We start from the raw sequence: 16,042 nt of genomic DNA on the forward strand, positions 1-16,042 counted from the left end.
CTCTTTCGGTGTCAGTCTAGCTTTCGCCGAGGGTTAAGCAATAATTATGTGAGGCATCGTCCTGAATACGTTCAGGAATTCACCGCCCATTCGCGGCTTTTTAATGCATTATCAGTCTGGAACTCATTTTCCAGACGGAAATTACGTGTTCGTGTCTGGAGCTCAATCACCTGATTGCGCAGCACATCTGACGATCCATTGAGTTCTTCAACCATTGACACGTTGCTCTGCGTTACGCGTTCAAGCTCTGACAATGCCTGCGTAATTTGTGAAATACCTTTTTCCTGTTCTGATGTTGAGGCGGATATTTCATCCATCAGTCTGCTGACATTGCCCGAACCGGTAACAATGTCATGCATGTTTTTTTCGGCTTCAGAGACCACGTTAACGCCCTGCGTCACGTTATGGCTGGTAACTTCAATCAGTGACTTAATATTTTTTGCCGCTTCGGCGCTACGATGCGCCAGGCTTCTCACCTCACCCGCGACCACAGAAAACCCTTTACCATGGTCGCCCGCTCTTGCCGCTTCAACGGCGGCGTTAAGCGCCAGAATATTGGTCTGAAAAGCGATACCGTCAATCAGCGAGATAATCTCTGTCATTTGCTGGGCGCAGTCGGTAATCGACTGCATATTGTTCGCGACCTGCCCCATTAATTCTCCGCCTTTACGCGCCTGCAACGTCGCGAGATTCGCCTGTTCGCTGGCTAAACGGGTATTGTCGGCATTATTTTTTGTACTTGCAGCCATCTCTTCCATGCTGGCTGCCGTTTGCACCAGCGAAGCTGACTGCTGTTCTGTTTTGACGGAAAGCTGCGCGCTGCGTGAAGAGAGTTGATCTGAAAGGGTCATCGCGGTTTGCGAGGAGGCGCGAATCTCACGGACCAGCGTTGCAATGTTGCTGGAGAGACTATTAATCCCCGGGATCAGTCGTCCCGCACAGTTGTTACCAAATTCAGGTATCGACACGCCAAGTTTGCCTGACGTCACTTCTTCAATACTTTTTTTCACAGTATTGATGGGCGTCACAAGATATTTTGTCATGTACGCCCAAAGCAAAAATAAGGCGATGAATTGTACAATTATGACTGCAATAAAAAGCGAAGAATTTCGTGAAAATAGCGCTATAACTCCATCACTTACCAAAAATACACATAAAAGGAAATAGACAATGAACGTTCTGACACTAATATTTCTTAGCATACGTTTTCCTGGGACATTATATTTTGGTTGGCATTAAGGGTTATAGCATTGCCATACAAATTTGTCCTCACGTTCGTCGCTGGTTTGTTGTTTTGCAGTTTGATTTGCGCAGTTTTACTTAAGGCGGATAAAAAGCATGTTTTACGCTAAATGTCTGGCTTGTCGTTTGGTTGCTGATACCCCTTCAAAAATGGCAATTATATATTTAAGGAGGGGTACTGTAGGGCGCCGTTGTTTAGTGGTGCTTAATAAGTTAACGTAGTTAATACGCGCCCCTCCCGTTAGAGTGGCTTACGTTCAGGCCAGATAGTCGATAGTCTGGAAAAAACAGTCCTCATTCATGAGAATATTCTCTTTTGCACTTTGATGCCCGCGACGAATATACCAGCCTGTATCAGGCGCCATGCTTAAATGGAATATCCTCGCCCCCGACAGACTATCGGGGACATTAATACTCATCGTCACACACCCCTTCTCCGGCCCCCTGATCACCTGTTCTGGCATAATGGTGACGCTGCGATCCCCATTTTGCAAAATGATCGTCGTAATGGCATAACGACATATACCGCTACTGAGGCTGTAGCCAACCGTACTTAAATCGGTGATATGTTTTTTAGATAAAAATATTTCAATACCAGAACCTTCAAACCATGTAATGATTTGCTGCGCAAGATCCTCCATCCGCTCACAAAACGCCCTGACTTCGGCCTCAGCCGTATTAACATAGATTGGTTTGTCCCCGATATTCTGTTGCACTTTCTTAAAAAAACGCTCTCTTGCTGACATGTCAACTCCGTGTTTTTCGCCAGTCTCATTATTCTTTTTGGTGCTTCAGCAGGGCATAGCTGGCAATCAACTGCTGAAGATGCTGTTCGGTCTGGTTTAGCTGCGCTGCTGACAGGGGTTGCCCGGCAGGTAAAATGGAAAGCAGACGAAGCCGCTCCTCAAGCGGAACGGTATGGCTGAAGGACTGCGACATGGCAAACACGGCTGATTTCAGTTCGCTGACCGTCATGTACTTCCCCTTCTGTTCATCCAGCGCGTTTAGCCTGTTCGTCAACTGCTGTAACTGCGTCATTCCCTGATGCCAGCCATTCAGATCTGATTCTGCAAGTCCGGCAACGCTAATCTGCTTGTGCCACTGTTGCACCAGGGGTTTGGCCTCTTTAGGCCACAGCGTCAGCGCCTGCTGCACCAGACGGTCGCCGTAGCTTACTGCCCAGTCTGGTTTCAGGCGTAAAAGCTGCGCTAACAGCTGCTGTGTCTTGCTGATCCCCGGTTCAGGTGGCGGTGACGTTTGTTGCAGCGCCTGCAACTGTGCTGTAGAGAGTCCTTCAGGTAAAGGAGTCAGGGACGCGGCCAGCTGAGTTTGTACTGAATCTGGCGCATGCATCGTCTGCCATCCCACTGCGACAATGCTGGCTGCCACCAGCATGAACAACATACCCGCAGCAAATGGCTTCCACTGCTTCACGGGTACAGGAGGCTCTTTATTCGGCAACGACTCGGGCTGAACCACATAAACCCATTTGCAACGCTCTGTCGGTTCTGTGAGGTGGAGTTCCGCGGCCCCTACCGCGTTACCCGGCAGACTTACGCCCGAATTTTCACTGTTTTCCAGACGCACTGCTGCGTTCTGCATCATCGTGCGCAGAGCATCAAGCTGAGCAGCATGCTTAAGTTCGAGGCGCTGCAACATGTCACTCAGAGCGTTCAGATCCTCCTCAGCCTGATAAAGCTGCCCTAAATCGGCATACGTCAACGTCAGCGTTCTCACCACCTGTTGCAGGCGTTTGCTCAGTGCGCTGAGGATTTCAACTCGCGCATGAACAGGCTGTGGCCAGAGGCTTCCCCACTGGCGGACGACCAGGGCAGCCAGTACCGCCAGCCCTTCATTCATGCCGTAGAGGCCGGCGAGATGCGTGCGGGCGAGCGTATACCAGGCAGCCGTTTGTAGCTCCACACCGTTATGCTCGAACAGTGACAGACAGAGCGTTTCCGCGTGTTGCCAGTTAACATCCGGGCGTGCCGGATGGGTGAGCTTGTTCATTTCGTCGCGCAAGGCAGCGTAATCCGCAAGTGTGCGCGGATCCCCGCCGGTTTTAAGTTGGCGTTCAGAATTTATTGTCATAACTGTTTTAACCTGAGTAATAACTAGATGGCGGCTCGTGCATCGAGGTATTGCTGTTGTTTCAGATGACGGATTAATACCCTGCCCTCGGGCATAAATTCCGTGCCGTAGCGCACCAGCCCGACCCCCTTCAGCTCCGCATCAATGGCGTAGCGGAGTTCACCGGGCTGAATCTGTTCCTGCATCACCACGTAAATCCGGCTCAGGCGCGGCTCATATTTCAGCAATATGGCCGACAGTGTGGTAATCAGCTGATGGGCGGTACCGGGCATTCCCTGGAGGATTTTTGTCATATCCGGCAGGCCGTAGTCCGGCAAGTGAGCCAGCGTACCGGCGCGGCAGTTGAGGATGCGCTGCATGTTATCGAGTACTGATAAAATCACCTGATTCTGTTCGCTGACCTGGTTGAGGCTCAGGCCACCTGAGAAATTGCCGCTCAGCATTTCATACAGCGATGGCGTATTATGTCCCTTAGGCATCAGTCATCCTTCAATGGCTGTAACGTCAGGTGGTTATTCCCGGCCTCCAGAATGCGCGGCTTATCCGGATCGAGATCTTCACGTTTTAGAACCTGCTTCCAGGTATTGTTTACCAGGTCCGGGTGACGAAACAGGCCGATTACCGCGACAAACTGCGTTTCTTCTTCCATTGGCATATCAAGATTTGTATCACCGCCCGGTTTTACGACCACATCGCGGGTCGCCATCAGGTCGGTTTTCAGAATAGTTTCGCCATCGTTCAATAGTTGCTGGTAAACCGTTTTATCGAAGATTTTACGGTCTTTCAGTTGATAGACACGGACTACCACCGGCTCGGAGAGTGAGTTACTTTCGCGGGAATCGGTGTTTAGCGCTTCACGCGCCGTGAAATCCAGGTGCAGCATCTTAATTTTTTTGTAGAACACGGCGTTAAATGCCGATTTGGTGCCATCGGTGATACCCTGCGTCATCCCGCACCCCGTCAGGCTGAACGCCAGCAGTGCAGGCAACCAGCCTGCGGATTTAATCAAACTTGTACGTAACACGTCGGTTTCCTTGTTGTGGTATTGCCGGCTTCAGGCCAGTGTAATAGCCCAGTTCCGTCGTAAAGGTCGGTGGGATATCGTCTTTAAGTTCCCCCTCATCAGCACCCAGCACGCCGTTCATCCCGAGCCAGAAAGGGCCTTCGCCAAGCGGCGGAACGGCCAGCAGTCGGGTCCGTGTGGTCAGGGTGATCTTTGCTTTAAAACGCCAGCCGAGCCAGACACGAAGCATCACCAGAAAGTCCTGATACAGCAGACCGTCCGGCTTCCAGCCCTGTGCCTCCTGTTCATTATCCGTTGTAAGCGCAACCAGCAGTTGGCTACCCGCATCCATCGCTTCGTCACCCAGTGGCGTGTTGCCGTCCAGCAGAAAATCGTCATCACCGTAAAAGCCCAGCGGCTGACCCATTTCCACCGGCCGCAGGCAGTATGGACTAACCTTCACGGTGGTATCCGGGGCCAGCAACGTCACCAGCGCCTGCATTCCCTCCTGAGTTTTGCCCGGTTGCTGTAGAACACCCAGCAGAGCCAGAAAACGAGATACCGGTGTGGCGATGTGGTCTGCTGTGCCGGGAATACCCAATCCCACCAGGCTCAGCAGTGACTGCGAGATGCTGTCCGTACCACCGGGTTCAAAGGTGGCCGGATAAGAGTATTTACGCCAGATACGGTAAAACTGCGTCAGAATGCGATGGCTGAAAATATCCAGAAAACCCTGTAGTGCGTCATGCCCTTCCCGACGCTGAGCGATGTCATCGAGATACGCCATCGGCAGGGGTGAGTCGACACCGTACATTCCCATAAAGGTCGTGCGGATACGTGGTGGCCGGCTGTCATCATCCTCATCATACTCCACGGCTTTCAGCTCACTGGCCGGAAATCCCATGCCCGGATGCGGGGCAAAGCGTACCGGGTCATCGCCCGGGTGACTGGTCGAGCCCATCAGCGGCCTGCCCGGGTTACGCTTCTCCAGCAACTGGCATAAACGGTAAAAGTTAATACGATGCAGGTCGGCTTCCAGCCGTGGGCTCAGCCGGGAATGCGGCGGTTGTGCTTCTCTTCCCATTCCAGGCGTTCTCCGGTCGGTTGCAGAATGATAATCAGGCGGTTAAACAAGTAGATGTCAGTGTATAGCGCAAAGAATCGGCTCATCATCTCGCCAAATAAGCAGATGTCGCCGCGTCCGGCAAAGCCATTGCTGTCCAGCGTGACTTCAATCTGCACGCCACGGACCAGGTAGCCCTGTTCAAAGCGCTCCGTTTCACTGTGCTTCACCTCGAGGATGGCTTCCAGGCGGCGACGGTTCATCTCGCTGTCGGTCCATTCATACAGCGCCAGGGTACCGCGCAGCACGTCGGCATTATCCATCATCGACAGAAATCCGCTGCCAAGGTGACTCAGTACGCGCCAGTGAAAACGGTCCTGCGCAGGTGGGTAACAAGGCAGCGTCGGCGCACACAGGTTGCGCACGGCAATGCTGACCGAAGTGGTTTTCATCACCGTATCAAGCACGGTGCTTTGCAGCGCACGTCGTGGAAGTTGACCATTGGTGCCAGTTAGCGTCAGCGACAGGCTTTCGTCTTCCGGGACGGTATGATTATCAAATGCTTCGCCGCCAAGGATGAGCCAGGTGTTATGCAGGCCGGACGGACCGCGGCGCACGCGGGTGTGGTAGTAATATTCCGGTGCTTCATGACGCATCATTCCTCCCTTATGACGGAAGCTCGAAAACGGCACGTAGGTATGCTGGCTCGATGACATCACCGAATCCACGGTATAGATCTCGGTATGGCCATCCTGCACGCGCATCGGGCGCAGCATGTATTCGGTTTGCAGAGAATTGAGCGTCAGCGGATCGGATTCCAGCGGGAACAGGTTAATGACCGGCACACAATTCAGGCGCAGGTGCTTTTCGGTAAAGCTGAAGTCATGCTCCCAGCGTTCCGCCAGCACCACGTCGATTTCAAACCACGGGATCTCAGCCGGAAAGACCACGCTCTCCAGCCCGCGCAGCCCCGTAAACATGAATTTCTCGCGAAAGGTGAAGTACTCCAGCAGCAACTGGTAACCGCTGAAACTGCTGTCCCCCTTCGGCCACAGCCTGTCATCATCACCAAACCCCAGTGCGGTGAAATACCCGTCCATCGGCCTTCTGTCCATGTCGCCCGGCATGCGCAGCCACAGACGCGCAGTATTCATGGTAAAAGCTTCATGCATAGCGCAGGCCAGCGGTGCGTCAGCATTGAAATAGAACGGGATCTGGCTGAGATCGACACGGCTCCAGTCAGCAAGATGGCTACAACTGAAGCGCAGGCTGATGACAGAGCGCCCGTCAGGATCAGTCGACAGGCGGGCATGCTCCAACGCCAGTGGCTGAAGGGTTATCTCTTTAGTTGTGGTGTAGCGACAACGCGTGCCTTTTTCACCGATCGGCCGCGAATTGACCTCGAAACCTCTGGCAATACGCATCGGTTCTTTCATCTCACGCCAGACAGGAGTGAACTCCACCACCGACATCGAGGGAATAGTGCGCAGGTAATGCGGCCATAGCAGACTGACCAGCCCTTCAGTTAGTTCAGGCAGGTCGTCATCAAGCTTCTCACGCAGGCGGCCCATCAGAAAGGCAAAGCCCTCGAACAGTCGCTCCACGTACGGGTCGCGCGCGCCCGCTTTATCGAGATTGAGCATTGCCGCCTGTTCAGGGTGAGCGCGGGCAAATTCTTCGCCGGCTTCCAGCAGGTAGCGCATTTCAGCGTCGTAATAACGCAGGGTTAAGTCGTCCATAAGAACCTGAATATGTGTGTTTTAAAGGTATGTCAGTCGCTTTACCCGCAAAGTACCGCACAGCCTGCCGGGTCAAGGGCAATCAGGCCCGCCAGAAGCTGGTCCATCTCTGGCTGAAGCCGTGACTTATCGGTTTCACTGCGGGCGGCTTTCATACGCAGCAGCCTGAGGCGGCGCGATTTCACTTCAAACAACAGCGCTGGCGTCCACTGAGTGAGGGTGATGGCCTGTGCTGCAGCGTCAAGCTCACCCAGCAGATGCAGCGCCAGTTCATTCTTACCCTTCTGCTCAGCCACACGTGCCATCAGCAGACGCACCAACCATTTGTCTTTTGTGGTGTCGGTGCCCGGGCGCGTTTGCAGCCAGTGGAGTGTGGCATCCAGACCATCCGTGTCAGCTTTCTCCAGTGCTTCCGGTTCAAGGGCCAGAATATCGTTGCCAGTTTCACTCAAGGCACTGACAGACTCATCCCGCCAGTTGGACATCTCGTCGAGCACGCTCTGGTTTATCCAGTTCAGCGTGACCTCATCAGCAAAGGGTGTGCCGTCATTGAAGGCCAGCGTTTCAAGTCCAGGAAGGCGCCGCAGCAGCCCTTTCAGGTCAGCGGTAATGATATCGGCCAGCACATCCTGGCCTGATTTAATCAGGGCCTGATGGATATACCACTGCAAATCCAGCCAGAGATGATTGGCGCCACGCGAGAAAGTGCTGTCCGCTTGTTCCAGTATCTCCAGCCAGCTCTGTTGCAAATACAGCCGTTTAAGCATTGCACGCTGGTCAGCCCGCGGCGGTTCGATGCGCGTTTTCCCTTCGGCATCCGGTGCCGGGATTGCTCTTAGCGTGTCGTGACGCAGACTTTTCATCAGCCGGTGTGCGGCAAGCCAGCCATCAGGTTGCTCACGCAAATATCCCGTCAGGGTTCGGGCCTGAGCCAGCAAATCCTGACCGGATGTGATGCGGCTCAGCACTGGCGCATCCTGTTCTGACGTATGAGATGCCGACTGCGGGCGTGTCTGACTGCTGGCGTTCTGGGGCATTACCGCATCCACGCCACCGGCTTTCATCAGGCGGGCTCCCAGCGCGCTGTACAGGGCACTCAGATCTGGACGTGACGCTTCCGACTCAGTTTCAAGACTGTCTCGGATGAGCAGCAACGCACCGGTCGTACGCTGGGCATCGTCGCGTACCACTTCTGGCCAGAGTAACAGGCTGTCAAGTAGACGAGAGCCTGCGAGCCACTCCAGCGCCGGTTTACGGCTTCGCTCGCGCTGAGGATGGAGCTGTGTTCCATACTGGGTTAGTAATCCCGCCAGTAACTCAAGCCCTTCAGCAAACCCGGTTTCACCGTCCTGGTGCAAGCGCGCCCAACAATAGTAAGCAGCAACCCGGACATCTTTGGCCTCTGTGGTCAGCACCTTTTCAGCCAGCTGGCAAATCAGCCCGGTATCAATGCCGGAAAGTTTATTGACCTCCTCCCGGATACGCTGGAAATCATCGTCATAACCCGGGTCTTCTCCTGTAGGATTGATCTCACTGATAGGGGTAAGCCAGCTCTGCCAGCTTTCCATACGTGACTGCGCCTGCTGTCGCAGCAAGGTTTCATCCGCCTGGCAGGCAACAACCAGATTCTGCAAAGCGTCCATTATTCGACTCCGTCCATGTCACTGTTTTCTGTGTTGGTCATCAGCGCCTGCGCCATAGCCGCGCTGTCGACGCTGAATATTTGATCTGGCAGCGTAAAACCCCGGAGTGCCAGTAACGCCAGCGGCCCACTGCCCAGTTGTGAACGCAGTACCCACTGTAGGGTACGACCATCCGGGGTGGTAAAACTCATCATCCACTGACTGCGGTCAAGCTGCTCTCTCTTACTTTCATCCAGCCAGCGAATAAAGCCCCAGGTTCCGCTGTAATCACCAAACAGACGTGCACCCGCATTGACGGTGGTCCATGTCAGCATGGTTCCGGGCTTGTAGGTGTCACCAGGCCAGCGGAAGCTCTGCCAGTCTGCCATCTGGTTGAAGTAGTGCAGCTTTTGTCCATCAATAGTCAGTTGCGTTTCTACCACCTGCGGTACCGGACGCGCCTGTAGCTCAAAGCTGATGCCCTGACTGCCGTCGGTAAATAAGATATCCGATAGCTGGCTGAGCTGATTAATCGCCCGCAGGAAGGCTGGATTAAAGCTCAGCCCCTGGCTATTAACCTTATCTGGCACCCACTGGCTGCCCTCCTTATGCAGCACACCGCCGAGTTCCGCGGTCAGGAAGCGCTCAATGCGTCCGCTGTCCTTACGCACAAACTCAGCCAGCATTGGCAGAGAGGAATCACTCTTGCTGATCGCGAATGGGAAACGTCCGTCAAATGCCGTATGCCAGTTCGCCACCACGGAGCGACTCCATTTGTCATTCAGGCTCGCTGCCGATGGCTGAAGCACAGTTTCCCAGGCCTGGGTCAGTGGCTGCACAAACATGGTGCTGCCAAAACCACTCCACTCTTCGCCCAGGCTTGCAGCAATCAGGCTGCCGTACTGCTGGGTGTCGGTCAGATCCACGCTTTTACCCTGGAACACGGTCTGCGCCAGGCTCTGCATCATTTCCTGAGGGTCAGAGGCGCTGGCGACCTGTTGCAGACGCAGACGCACACGGGTGATACGGGTAAGATACGTTTGCAGGCTCAGTGAGTTGTCAGCCGACATAACGTTGCTGCCTTTGTTTTTACCCATAAGTGCCAGCAACGGTCCAAAGGTTTCATCCAGTGGGCCCTGCGGGCCTGAGGCTGACTGGTCAATTACCGGTTTGTCCTTCCCGCCTACCAGGTCTTTAGCCGATTTGATGATGGAATCCGACAGGTCTTCACTCTTCTGGCCGGTCTGCCCCTGCCAGGCGAGGGTGTTCATCAGGGCAATCAGCGGTGACTGGCGAACATCACTCATCAGCGTCAGCTGGTCGGTGACGTCTGCAATATTGTTTGCCGGATTAAGTTGCAGGCTGTTGAGGAAGCTCAGCCAGCTACCGGCAAAGTCGGTGAAGTAGCGTTCCGTCAGACGTGCTTTCAGTGCTTCCGGCGACAGGTCTGAGGAGACGGCTTTCCGGCTGTCGCTCAGCACCCAGTCAATTTCATCGCGGCGGGAGTTTGCCGCTTTCTCAATGGCCTGCTGGATACCTCCCTCCCAGGCCTGACGGGTGAACATGCCCGGCACCACCTCATCAGTGGTAAACAGGCGACGGGCATCGGTACCGCCGGTCATGTCCTCCAGAGACACATCGGCGAAGTTACGACGCACGGATTTGAGCATGTTCTCGTACAGCGTACTTTCCGCGTTGCGCCGTCCAATTTGCTGCAACAGCACCTGGCGGCTCTGGCTGACCAGTTGCTCATCCGGTGTGGTTTTCCACTGTGACTGCGCTGGCAGTTCGTTGATGTAGAAAGCCCACAAATCCGGTGACAGGCTTTGCCACAGGCCAGCTGAGATGCCTAAACGCGTCGGCTGCACGGTTTTCATGGTTTGCGCGTAGAATGCACCATCAGCTTTATCCGGCCGGGTCATCATCAGCCAGGCTTTCAGCTGGTCATAACCCGGTTTCGCCATCTGTGTCCGCTGGTCGCTGTTGGGTGCCGAATTGACCAGCGCAATGAGCTTCTGCTTAAGCGCTTCATTTGCCGGGTCACGTATCAGACGGTTGTTCGCCACCCCGTACCAGGGCAGCATTGCGTCAAGCAACTGCTGATCATGGTTCAGACCAAAGCGCTGATACCATGGCGTGCCGTCCTGAATATGGTGCAGCAGGCGACCGGCATCATTACGCAAAGCATGCAGGGCAGTCAGTTGGTAATCCGATACAGAAGGGTGGTCCACCAGAGCATGAGCCTGCTGTGCAACAGAAACGATTTGTGACCGGTTGACCGCAAACGACAGCAGCGTCCCTACCCCCCAGACACTGATGATGGCCATCAGTGCCCAGGCCAGCGCTCGTTCCCACGGCATACCGACACGACGGCCACGTATGCGGGTGCAGTCGTCAACAATACCCTGCCAGGTTGCTGGCAGAGTCAGGGCATGACGCTGTGATCCATAATTCTCAGCGTCGGCTGTTTCCGCTGACATTCCGGCAGGTTTCTTCTCCGACAGGCTGAACATCAGACAACGCAGCGGGACGCGCTGCTGAGAAACAAAGAGCCATGGCTGCAACTGCTGAGCCCAGCGGGCAATAGCACCGTCGTTCAGGTGCTGGCTCAGGCGCAGCAGGAAGTCGTGGCTGCTGTTTTCCGCGACCTGACTCATCCCCTGCGTCCGCAGGGCCGGCAGCATCAGTTCCAGCTGGCGGATCACATCGTCTTCTTTTGCGCGTGGTGGAAAGCTTGCGCCTACCGCCTGCTCAGGACGCGTACCCTGCGACCAGTGACTGCTGCACAGTTGCCACAGCCAGACCGGAGCGGAATAACGCAGCAGTTCGCTGATTTTTTCCAGGCCGCGTAAATCGCTATCGCTGATATGTGGGGTAAGATTAAGCGACTCGGGCAGTACACGGATAATCCCGTCCAGCGGGCGTCCACGGCGTAGTTTACGCAGCGCGGTGTATTTTTCGCGGTCAGGCTCCGATGCCAGGCTGCCGCCGTAAATCAGCACGGTGCGGTTGCCTTCAAGCCACTGCTGCTGTTGCAGGCCGGGTACCAGTTGCTCAATCGCGCCTTCATCGCCGGTGATCAGCAGCAGGCGGACTTTACGCCGCCAGAAGAACGAGTGCCGCCTTCTGAGATTCCTGCTCAGTGCTGAAAAATCATATTGATCCGACGCGCTTTCTTCGTTGGGATTGTTTTCACCATCAGGCGTAACGGGAGAGGGATTTTGTTGCCTGGACAACGTAAAGAACACCAGGGTGCATAATGTGGCGGTCAGAATGATGCAACCTGCCAGCACATACCAGAAATTATCGTCACCGCTACCGGACGGTAACTGCGCTGTCTGTGCAAAAATAAAGAGTATCATCAGCAGAACTGCCACGATAAGTAGTCCTGCTCCCAGTGGCTTTGAAACCTTTTTCATGCCGGTTATTCCTTTCCGGAGTGTCGTGCAACCCTGATAAATTCCGGGCGCTGAAGACGGGCTGTAATTCGTCTCAGCAAAATGGCCAGCCCAGGCAATGTCACAATCATTGACAGCAGAAGAAGAGAGATCCCTGCCCAGGAGAATGCAGTTGAAGGGAAATAGCGGATCATCAGACTGTACAGCCCAGCATTAAGCAGTAATGCCATAAGAACAGATCCCCCGGGAAAGGGAGGCTGAATCACGAAATGATCATGCCCGACTGCAGGAGCGGCGTTTCCGAGCGACACAGCCCAGGCATCGTCTTCACCTTCGAGAAGAAGCCACTGGCTGGTGGGGCCATAAGCAGCCATCTCAGCCGCAGCGCCAGTCATTGCCCAGCCAGCAAGACCGCCATACCGGACACTGGCGGTGTCATAGTCAATGACACCGCCAGTGCCAATGCTATCGTACAAAGGAACCGACAGATCATTCAGCACCATGCTCACTGACTGTCTTGGCGCATCTGTGAGCCCACTGTGCCAGACAAGGTGTTTCTTGCTGGCAGACGTGAGGGCCATATCCCGTAATTCAGTGAGTTCCGTTGCAAGCATACGGGTGTTGAGCGGCATCGCCCGGAAAAGCCGTAATGCATTTTTTTGCTCACCCGGATTCAGCATCGATGGTGGCATCAAAAATAACGCGCTGGCAAATTCCGGCAGAACATCATTGGGCAAACGATAGTGCATTGCCAATACCAGTACGGGCCGCTTTGTTGACGCCACAAACTGATTCCAGTCATCAAAGGATGAGTCTACGTCCTGAAAATGAATCTCAGCTTTCCAGGGAGGGGAACCTGCTGACCAGATACGATAGAAAGACTGAGATTCACGGTCTTTGTCGCTACCGTTGGTCTGAACAATAATCTGGAGTGGGCCGGAAGAATATCGCCGCCGAATCGAGGGCATTATCTGAGCAATGAGATGACGAAGCAGCTGCTCAAAACGTGAAATACCGGGTGTAAGCGGTTCGTCTGGCAACATCGTGAGAGGCGATGTGTCTGCACTTTCCTCTTCCTGCGTATGTGCGAGACGATCTAACAGTCCCGTATCGGCAGTAATGAAAACATGGCTGAGAATGACAAGATGCTGTTGTGCACGTAAGCGCCACTTCAGACGCATGTTCCGGCACCACTCATTCCAGTTCCAGACACGAACTGCCAGCATTTCCTGCCTGAAAGTGTAAACCGCGATGGCTGCCGAAATGCCCGCAAATGTCCAGGCCGTCAGTGGCAACCAGGCCCCACTGCTCAATGAAAGTAACCCTGTCGCCGGAGATTTCAGTACAGCAACAAGCAGCCCGGTGAAAAGTCCGAGAATAATAATCAACAGACAGTTCCACGGTGACCAGGATGGTGCCTGCTCTTTTTCAGGCACTTCCGGAAGAGACCATCCCATCAGCCAACCTCCATATCCGGCATACTTGCGATGACACTCGAACCACACTGCGTCTTGCAGCCATGCAATACAATTCCACGCCCGTTTTCTTCATACGCAGAAACATCGCATTCAATAATTTTATTCATACCGTGTTCCGGGCAACTGACGGTATCATTCAAAAGTGCGGCATTTTTACCGGATATATCGAAACTGGATGAGGCTGATGTGACTTTGCCACCATGCGTAGTGGCATCCCCTAAAACGACGACAAATTTCCCCATTTGCTAATCCTTTAATTCGAAGAAAACAACTGACTATATAGCGTTGAATTTTAGCAAACCCACTGAACAACAACCTACCGAAGTGTGTTTATGCTTTATTTACAGCTCTATATGCTGGCAGCTTACTTTGCTCTTTATAAAATTCATCAACAACAGTGTCCTGACTAATTAAATCAGGTTCAGGTACTTTGTCTGGCTCTCCACTGGAGAGATAAGGATCCTCTCCCTGCGTCCAGTCCGCTTTTCGCCGTAAATCTGCCATAAATTCTTTATCCCAGGTTGCATCGCAATACCCAATCGGTAAATCATATGCCACCACCTGAGACATGAAATCAGCACGCATAGGAAGAGTACTATGATCCGTGGGCTGAGAAACATAGGTTCTTATACGAAGATCCTTTTCTTCAAATGTCTCCTTACGGGTCACAGGCACCATTCGGGGCTCAGATTCAGTTCCCACATTTTTAAATCCAATCACAATATCCTGATTGGGGTATAAATTGATGTAATTGTCATAGGTATTGTCGTTTTTTAGATTTTTATCCGGATTAATTTCCCCCCAGCCATCTATCTGTCTGTCATCGTGTTCAGCTCCAACACGTGATACATCAAAATTAGCTAATTTTGCAGCATCTATAGGTTCAGGTACCTTTTCGGCATTAATAAAAACCGTTTGCCATTCCGGAGGATCTGGATAGGTGAAACTACTGCTTTGATACTTGTCGCCTTTATCATCCCAGAACGGTTTACCATCCGGCAATTTTGCAAAAGGTGTTGCGGGATTTGGCGCTTCGCCACATGGAGTACTGCGAGCCAGCATGCGCTGAAATAAATTTCCCTGATGCTTTTTCAGCAGAGGATGAGGCTGCCCCTGAGAATTATTGGGTAATCCCTGCCAGCCAATTGAGCGTAGCGGACGTGACCCCATAACTCGATCATGAGGACAGAAGTAAATATAAGTGCGTCCGTGGTTATCTCGTTCGGCAAGACTGCTGCCACTTTCACTGGCAAGAGCGACATCTGGTCGCCAGTTCTTTTTATCTACCGTCTGTCCGACACAAAGCCCTTCATAGCCCAGTGATGATAAATGATTTTTTCTGGAAGCCACCTTATCAATGATGGCAGATAACGTATTCTGCCGCCCTTCTGGCGAAATGCACTCATCTGCCGGAAGTGACGCCCCATTAAGATCGTTATGATCCAGTGCATAAGGAGAATTAAGTACAAATAATGCATCAGGTACATTCCTGGCTATCGCTACCGCAGCCATTGCAACCATGGTTCCCTGGCTGTGAGAAATAATGGTTACTGTATCTTTGGGATATTTATTACGAATACTGTCAACCAGGTCTGCAAGGCGTTTTGCAGCATGCGCGTAGTATTTTCGCGGTGGCGCATTGGTTAACAGGCGATCTTTGTCTTCATTAAACCACTGGACTTTGATACCTGCTACTCTCTCTTTAAACCCTGTCTCACTCCATAAAGAGTGCAGATTATTTGTACCGTTCTGGAATGGCCCGCCGCCCCAGAAAAATGGCCCCTGAGCAATAATATTTTCATGAGGCATGCCTTGCCTTTTTAAGTGATGGTAATCAACGTCTTTCCTATTGGCTAACGGTATAACATATTTATCTTCATTACCTTTAGGTGAAGCATACCCCCAGTAAAAGCGAATGACTGGAGAGGTTTCCTTCTTAGGCGCAGGCAAATCTCTTTCTATAAGAGGTTCAATCTCTATTTTTTCATCAGAAAAATATTTATTAGCCACCAGTTTATAATCAGTCCCTTTTAATCCAAGTCTCTTATTCAGGCCATCACAAATTTTGTCCTCAGCAATTGAAAACCATTCTCCTGTCGAGTTAACACCATGTACAAGAATAATAATTCCAGGCAAATGTGGAGGTAAATCACACCCACCTCTGATTTGGCAATTTTTATGAGAGGGAAATGAACGCCAGGAAGGATGCCCATTATCATCAAACTTACATTCAAGTACCCGAACAGGTTCATAATTATTGTTCATTTTTCACCACCTCCTTTTTCCCATTTGACTCATTAGTATATGTGATGGCTTTAGCTTTAATATTTTTATTACATTGATATTTAACATCAATACTTGACGTCGGAAATTTAATTCCATCTTTATAAACTTCATCTTCAATCC

12 protein-coding genes are annotated in these 16,042 nt (G+C 52.5%); all 12 read right to left on the reverse strand.

Annotated elements, in window-relative coordinates:
* Positions 1 to 71: 71 nt before the first annotated feature.
* Complete coding sequence (locus tag IPZ49_RS19865; protein WP_080296605.1) at positions 72 to 1,202, reverse strand: methyl-accepting chemotaxis protein; 1,131 nt, start codon at positions 1,200 to 1,202, stop codon at positions 72 to 74.
* A gap of 297 nt (positions 1,203 to 1,499) precedes the next feature.
* Positions 1,500 to 1,988 (reverse strand): hypothetical protein, encoded by a 489-nt coding sequence (locus tag IPZ49_RS19870; protein ID WP_033486893.1) that lies wholly within the window; start codon positions 1,986 to 1,988, stop codon positions 1,500 to 1,502.
* A 28-nt stretch (positions 1,989 to 2,016) separates the two neighbouring features.
* Complete coding sequence (locus tag IPZ49_RS19875) at positions 2,017 to 3,333, reverse strand: VasL domain-containing protein (RefSeq protein WP_063932763.1); 1,317 nt, start codon at positions 3,331 to 3,333, stop codon at positions 2,017 to 2,019.
* Between the two features lie 23 nt (positions 3,334 to 3,356).
* Positions 3,357 to 3,812: a type VI secretion system baseplate subunit TssE gene (gene tssE / locus IPZ49_RS19880; RefSeq protein ID WP_033486891.1), complete on the reverse strand. Its 456-nt coding sequence runs from the start codon at positions 3,810 to 3,812 to the stop codon at positions 3,357 to 3,359.
* Complete coding sequence (gene tssJ, locus IPZ49_RS19885; protein WP_033486890.1) at positions 3,812 to 4,357, reverse strand: type VI secretion system lipoprotein TssJ; 546 nt, start codon at positions 4,355 to 4,357, stop codon at positions 3,812 to 3,814. The genes tssE and tssJ overlap by 1 nt, the downstream gene beginning before the upstream one ends.
* Positions 4,335 to 5,420, reverse strand: coding sequence for a type VI secretion system baseplate subunit TssG (tssG, locus tag IPZ49_RS19890; RefSeq protein WP_033486889.1), 1,086 nt, complete (start codon positions 5,418 to 5,420; stop codon positions 4,335 to 4,337). The genes tssJ and tssG overlap by 23 nt, the downstream gene beginning before the upstream one ends.
* Positions 5,384 to 7,138, reverse strand: a complete 1,755-nt coding sequence (tssF, locus tag IPZ49_RS19895) for a type VI secretion system baseplate subunit TssF (protein ID WP_015570425.1) — start codon at positions 7,136 to 7,138, stop codon at positions 5,384 to 5,386. The genes tssG and tssF overlap by 37 nt, the downstream gene beginning before the upstream one ends.
* A 41-nt stretch (positions 7,139 to 7,179) precedes the next feature.
* Positions 7,180 to 8,781, reverse strand: a complete 1,602-nt coding sequence (tssA, locus tag IPZ49_RS19900) for a type VI secretion system protein TssA (protein ID WP_033486887.1) — start codon at positions 8,779 to 8,781, stop codon at positions 7,180 to 7,182.
* A complete protein-coding gene (locus IPZ49_RS19905; RefSeq protein ID WP_063932762.1) occupies positions 8,781 to 12,179 on the reverse strand; it encodes an ImcF-related family protein in 3,399 nt (1,132 codons plus the stop codon). The genes tssA and IPZ49_RS19905 overlap by 1 nt, the downstream gene beginning before the upstream one ends.
* 5 nt (positions 12,180 to 12,184) lie before the next feature.
* Positions 12,185 to 13,615, reverse strand: coding sequence for a hypothetical protein (locus IPZ49_RS19910; RefSeq protein WP_058688795.1), 1,431 nt, complete (start codon positions 13,613 to 13,615; stop codon positions 12,185 to 12,187).
* Positions 13,615 to 13,878 carry a PAAR domain-containing protein gene (locus tag IPZ49_RS19915; RefSeq protein WP_032648447.1) on the reverse strand — a complete coding sequence of 88 codons (264 nt, stop codon included), beginning with the start codon at positions 13,876 to 13,878 and terminating at the stop codon, positions 13,615 to 13,617. Before IPZ49_RS19915 ends, IPZ49_RS19910 begins: the two co-directional genes overlap by 1 nt.
* Before the next feature lie 88 nt (positions 13,879 to 13,966).
* On the reverse strand, positions 13,967 to 15,901 hold the full coding sequence (locus IPZ49_RS19920) for a DUF3274 domain-containing protein (protein WP_063932761.1): 1,935 nt from the start codon (positions 15,899 to 15,901) through the stop codon (positions 13,967 to 13,969).
* Between the last annotated feature and the right edge of the window lie 141 nt (positions 15,902 to 16,042).

The sequence above is a fragment of the Enterobacter cloacae complex sp. S2 genome (genome assembly GCF_015159675.1).
GTDB lineage: Bacteria > Pseudomonadota > Gammaproteobacteria > Enterobacterales > Enterobacteriaceae > Enterobacter > Enterobacter intestinihominis.

What these genes read in the sequence shown, in the direction of transcription:
- IPZ49_RS19865 (WP_080296605.1), bottom strand. Translation starts at nt 1,202, where the DNA reads ATGCTAAGAAATATTAGTGTCAGAACGTTCATTGTCTATTTCCTTTTA.
- IPZ49_RS19870 (WP_033486893.1), bottom strand. Translation starts at nt 1,988, where the DNA reads ATGTCAGCAAGAGAGCGTTTTTTTAAGAAAGTGCAACAGAATATCGGG.
- IPZ49_RS19875 (WP_063932763.1), bottom strand. Translation starts at nt 3,333, where the DNA reads ATGACAATAAATTCTGAACGCCAACTTAAAACCGGCGGGGATCCGCGC.
- tssE (WP_033486891.1), bottom strand. Translation starts at nt 3,812, where the DNA reads ATGCCTAAGGGACATAATACGCCATCGCTGTATGAAATGCTGAGCGGC.
- tssG (WP_033486889.1), bottom strand. Translation starts at nt 5,420, where the DNA reads ATGGGAAGAGAAGCACAACCGCCGCATTCCCGGCTGAGCCCACGGCTG.
- tssF (WP_015570425.1), bottom strand. Translation starts at nt 7,138, where the DNA reads ATGGACGACTTAACCCTGCGTTATTACGACGCTGAAATGCGCTACCTG.
- tssA (WP_033486887.1), bottom strand. Translation starts at nt 8,781, where the DNA reads ATGGACGCTTTGCAGAATCTGGTTGTTGCCTGCCAGGCGGATGAAACC.
- IPZ49_RS19905 (WP_063932762.1), bottom strand. Translation starts at nt 12,179, where the DNA reads ATGAAAAAGGTTTCAAAGCCACTGGGAGCAGGACTACTTATCGTGGCA.
- IPZ49_RS19910 (WP_058688795.1), bottom strand. Translation starts at nt 13,615, where the DNA reads ATGGGATGGTCTCTTCCGGAAGTGCCTGAAAAAGAGCAGGCACCATCC.
- IPZ49_RS19915 (WP_032648447.1), bottom strand. Translation starts at nt 13,878, where the DNA reads ATGGGGAAATTTGTCGTCGTTTTAGGGGATGCCACTACGCATGGTGGC.
- IPZ49_RS19920 (WP_063932761.1), bottom strand. Translation starts at nt 15,901, where the DNA reads ATGAACAATAATTATGAACCTGTTCGGGTACTTGAATGTAAGTTTGAT.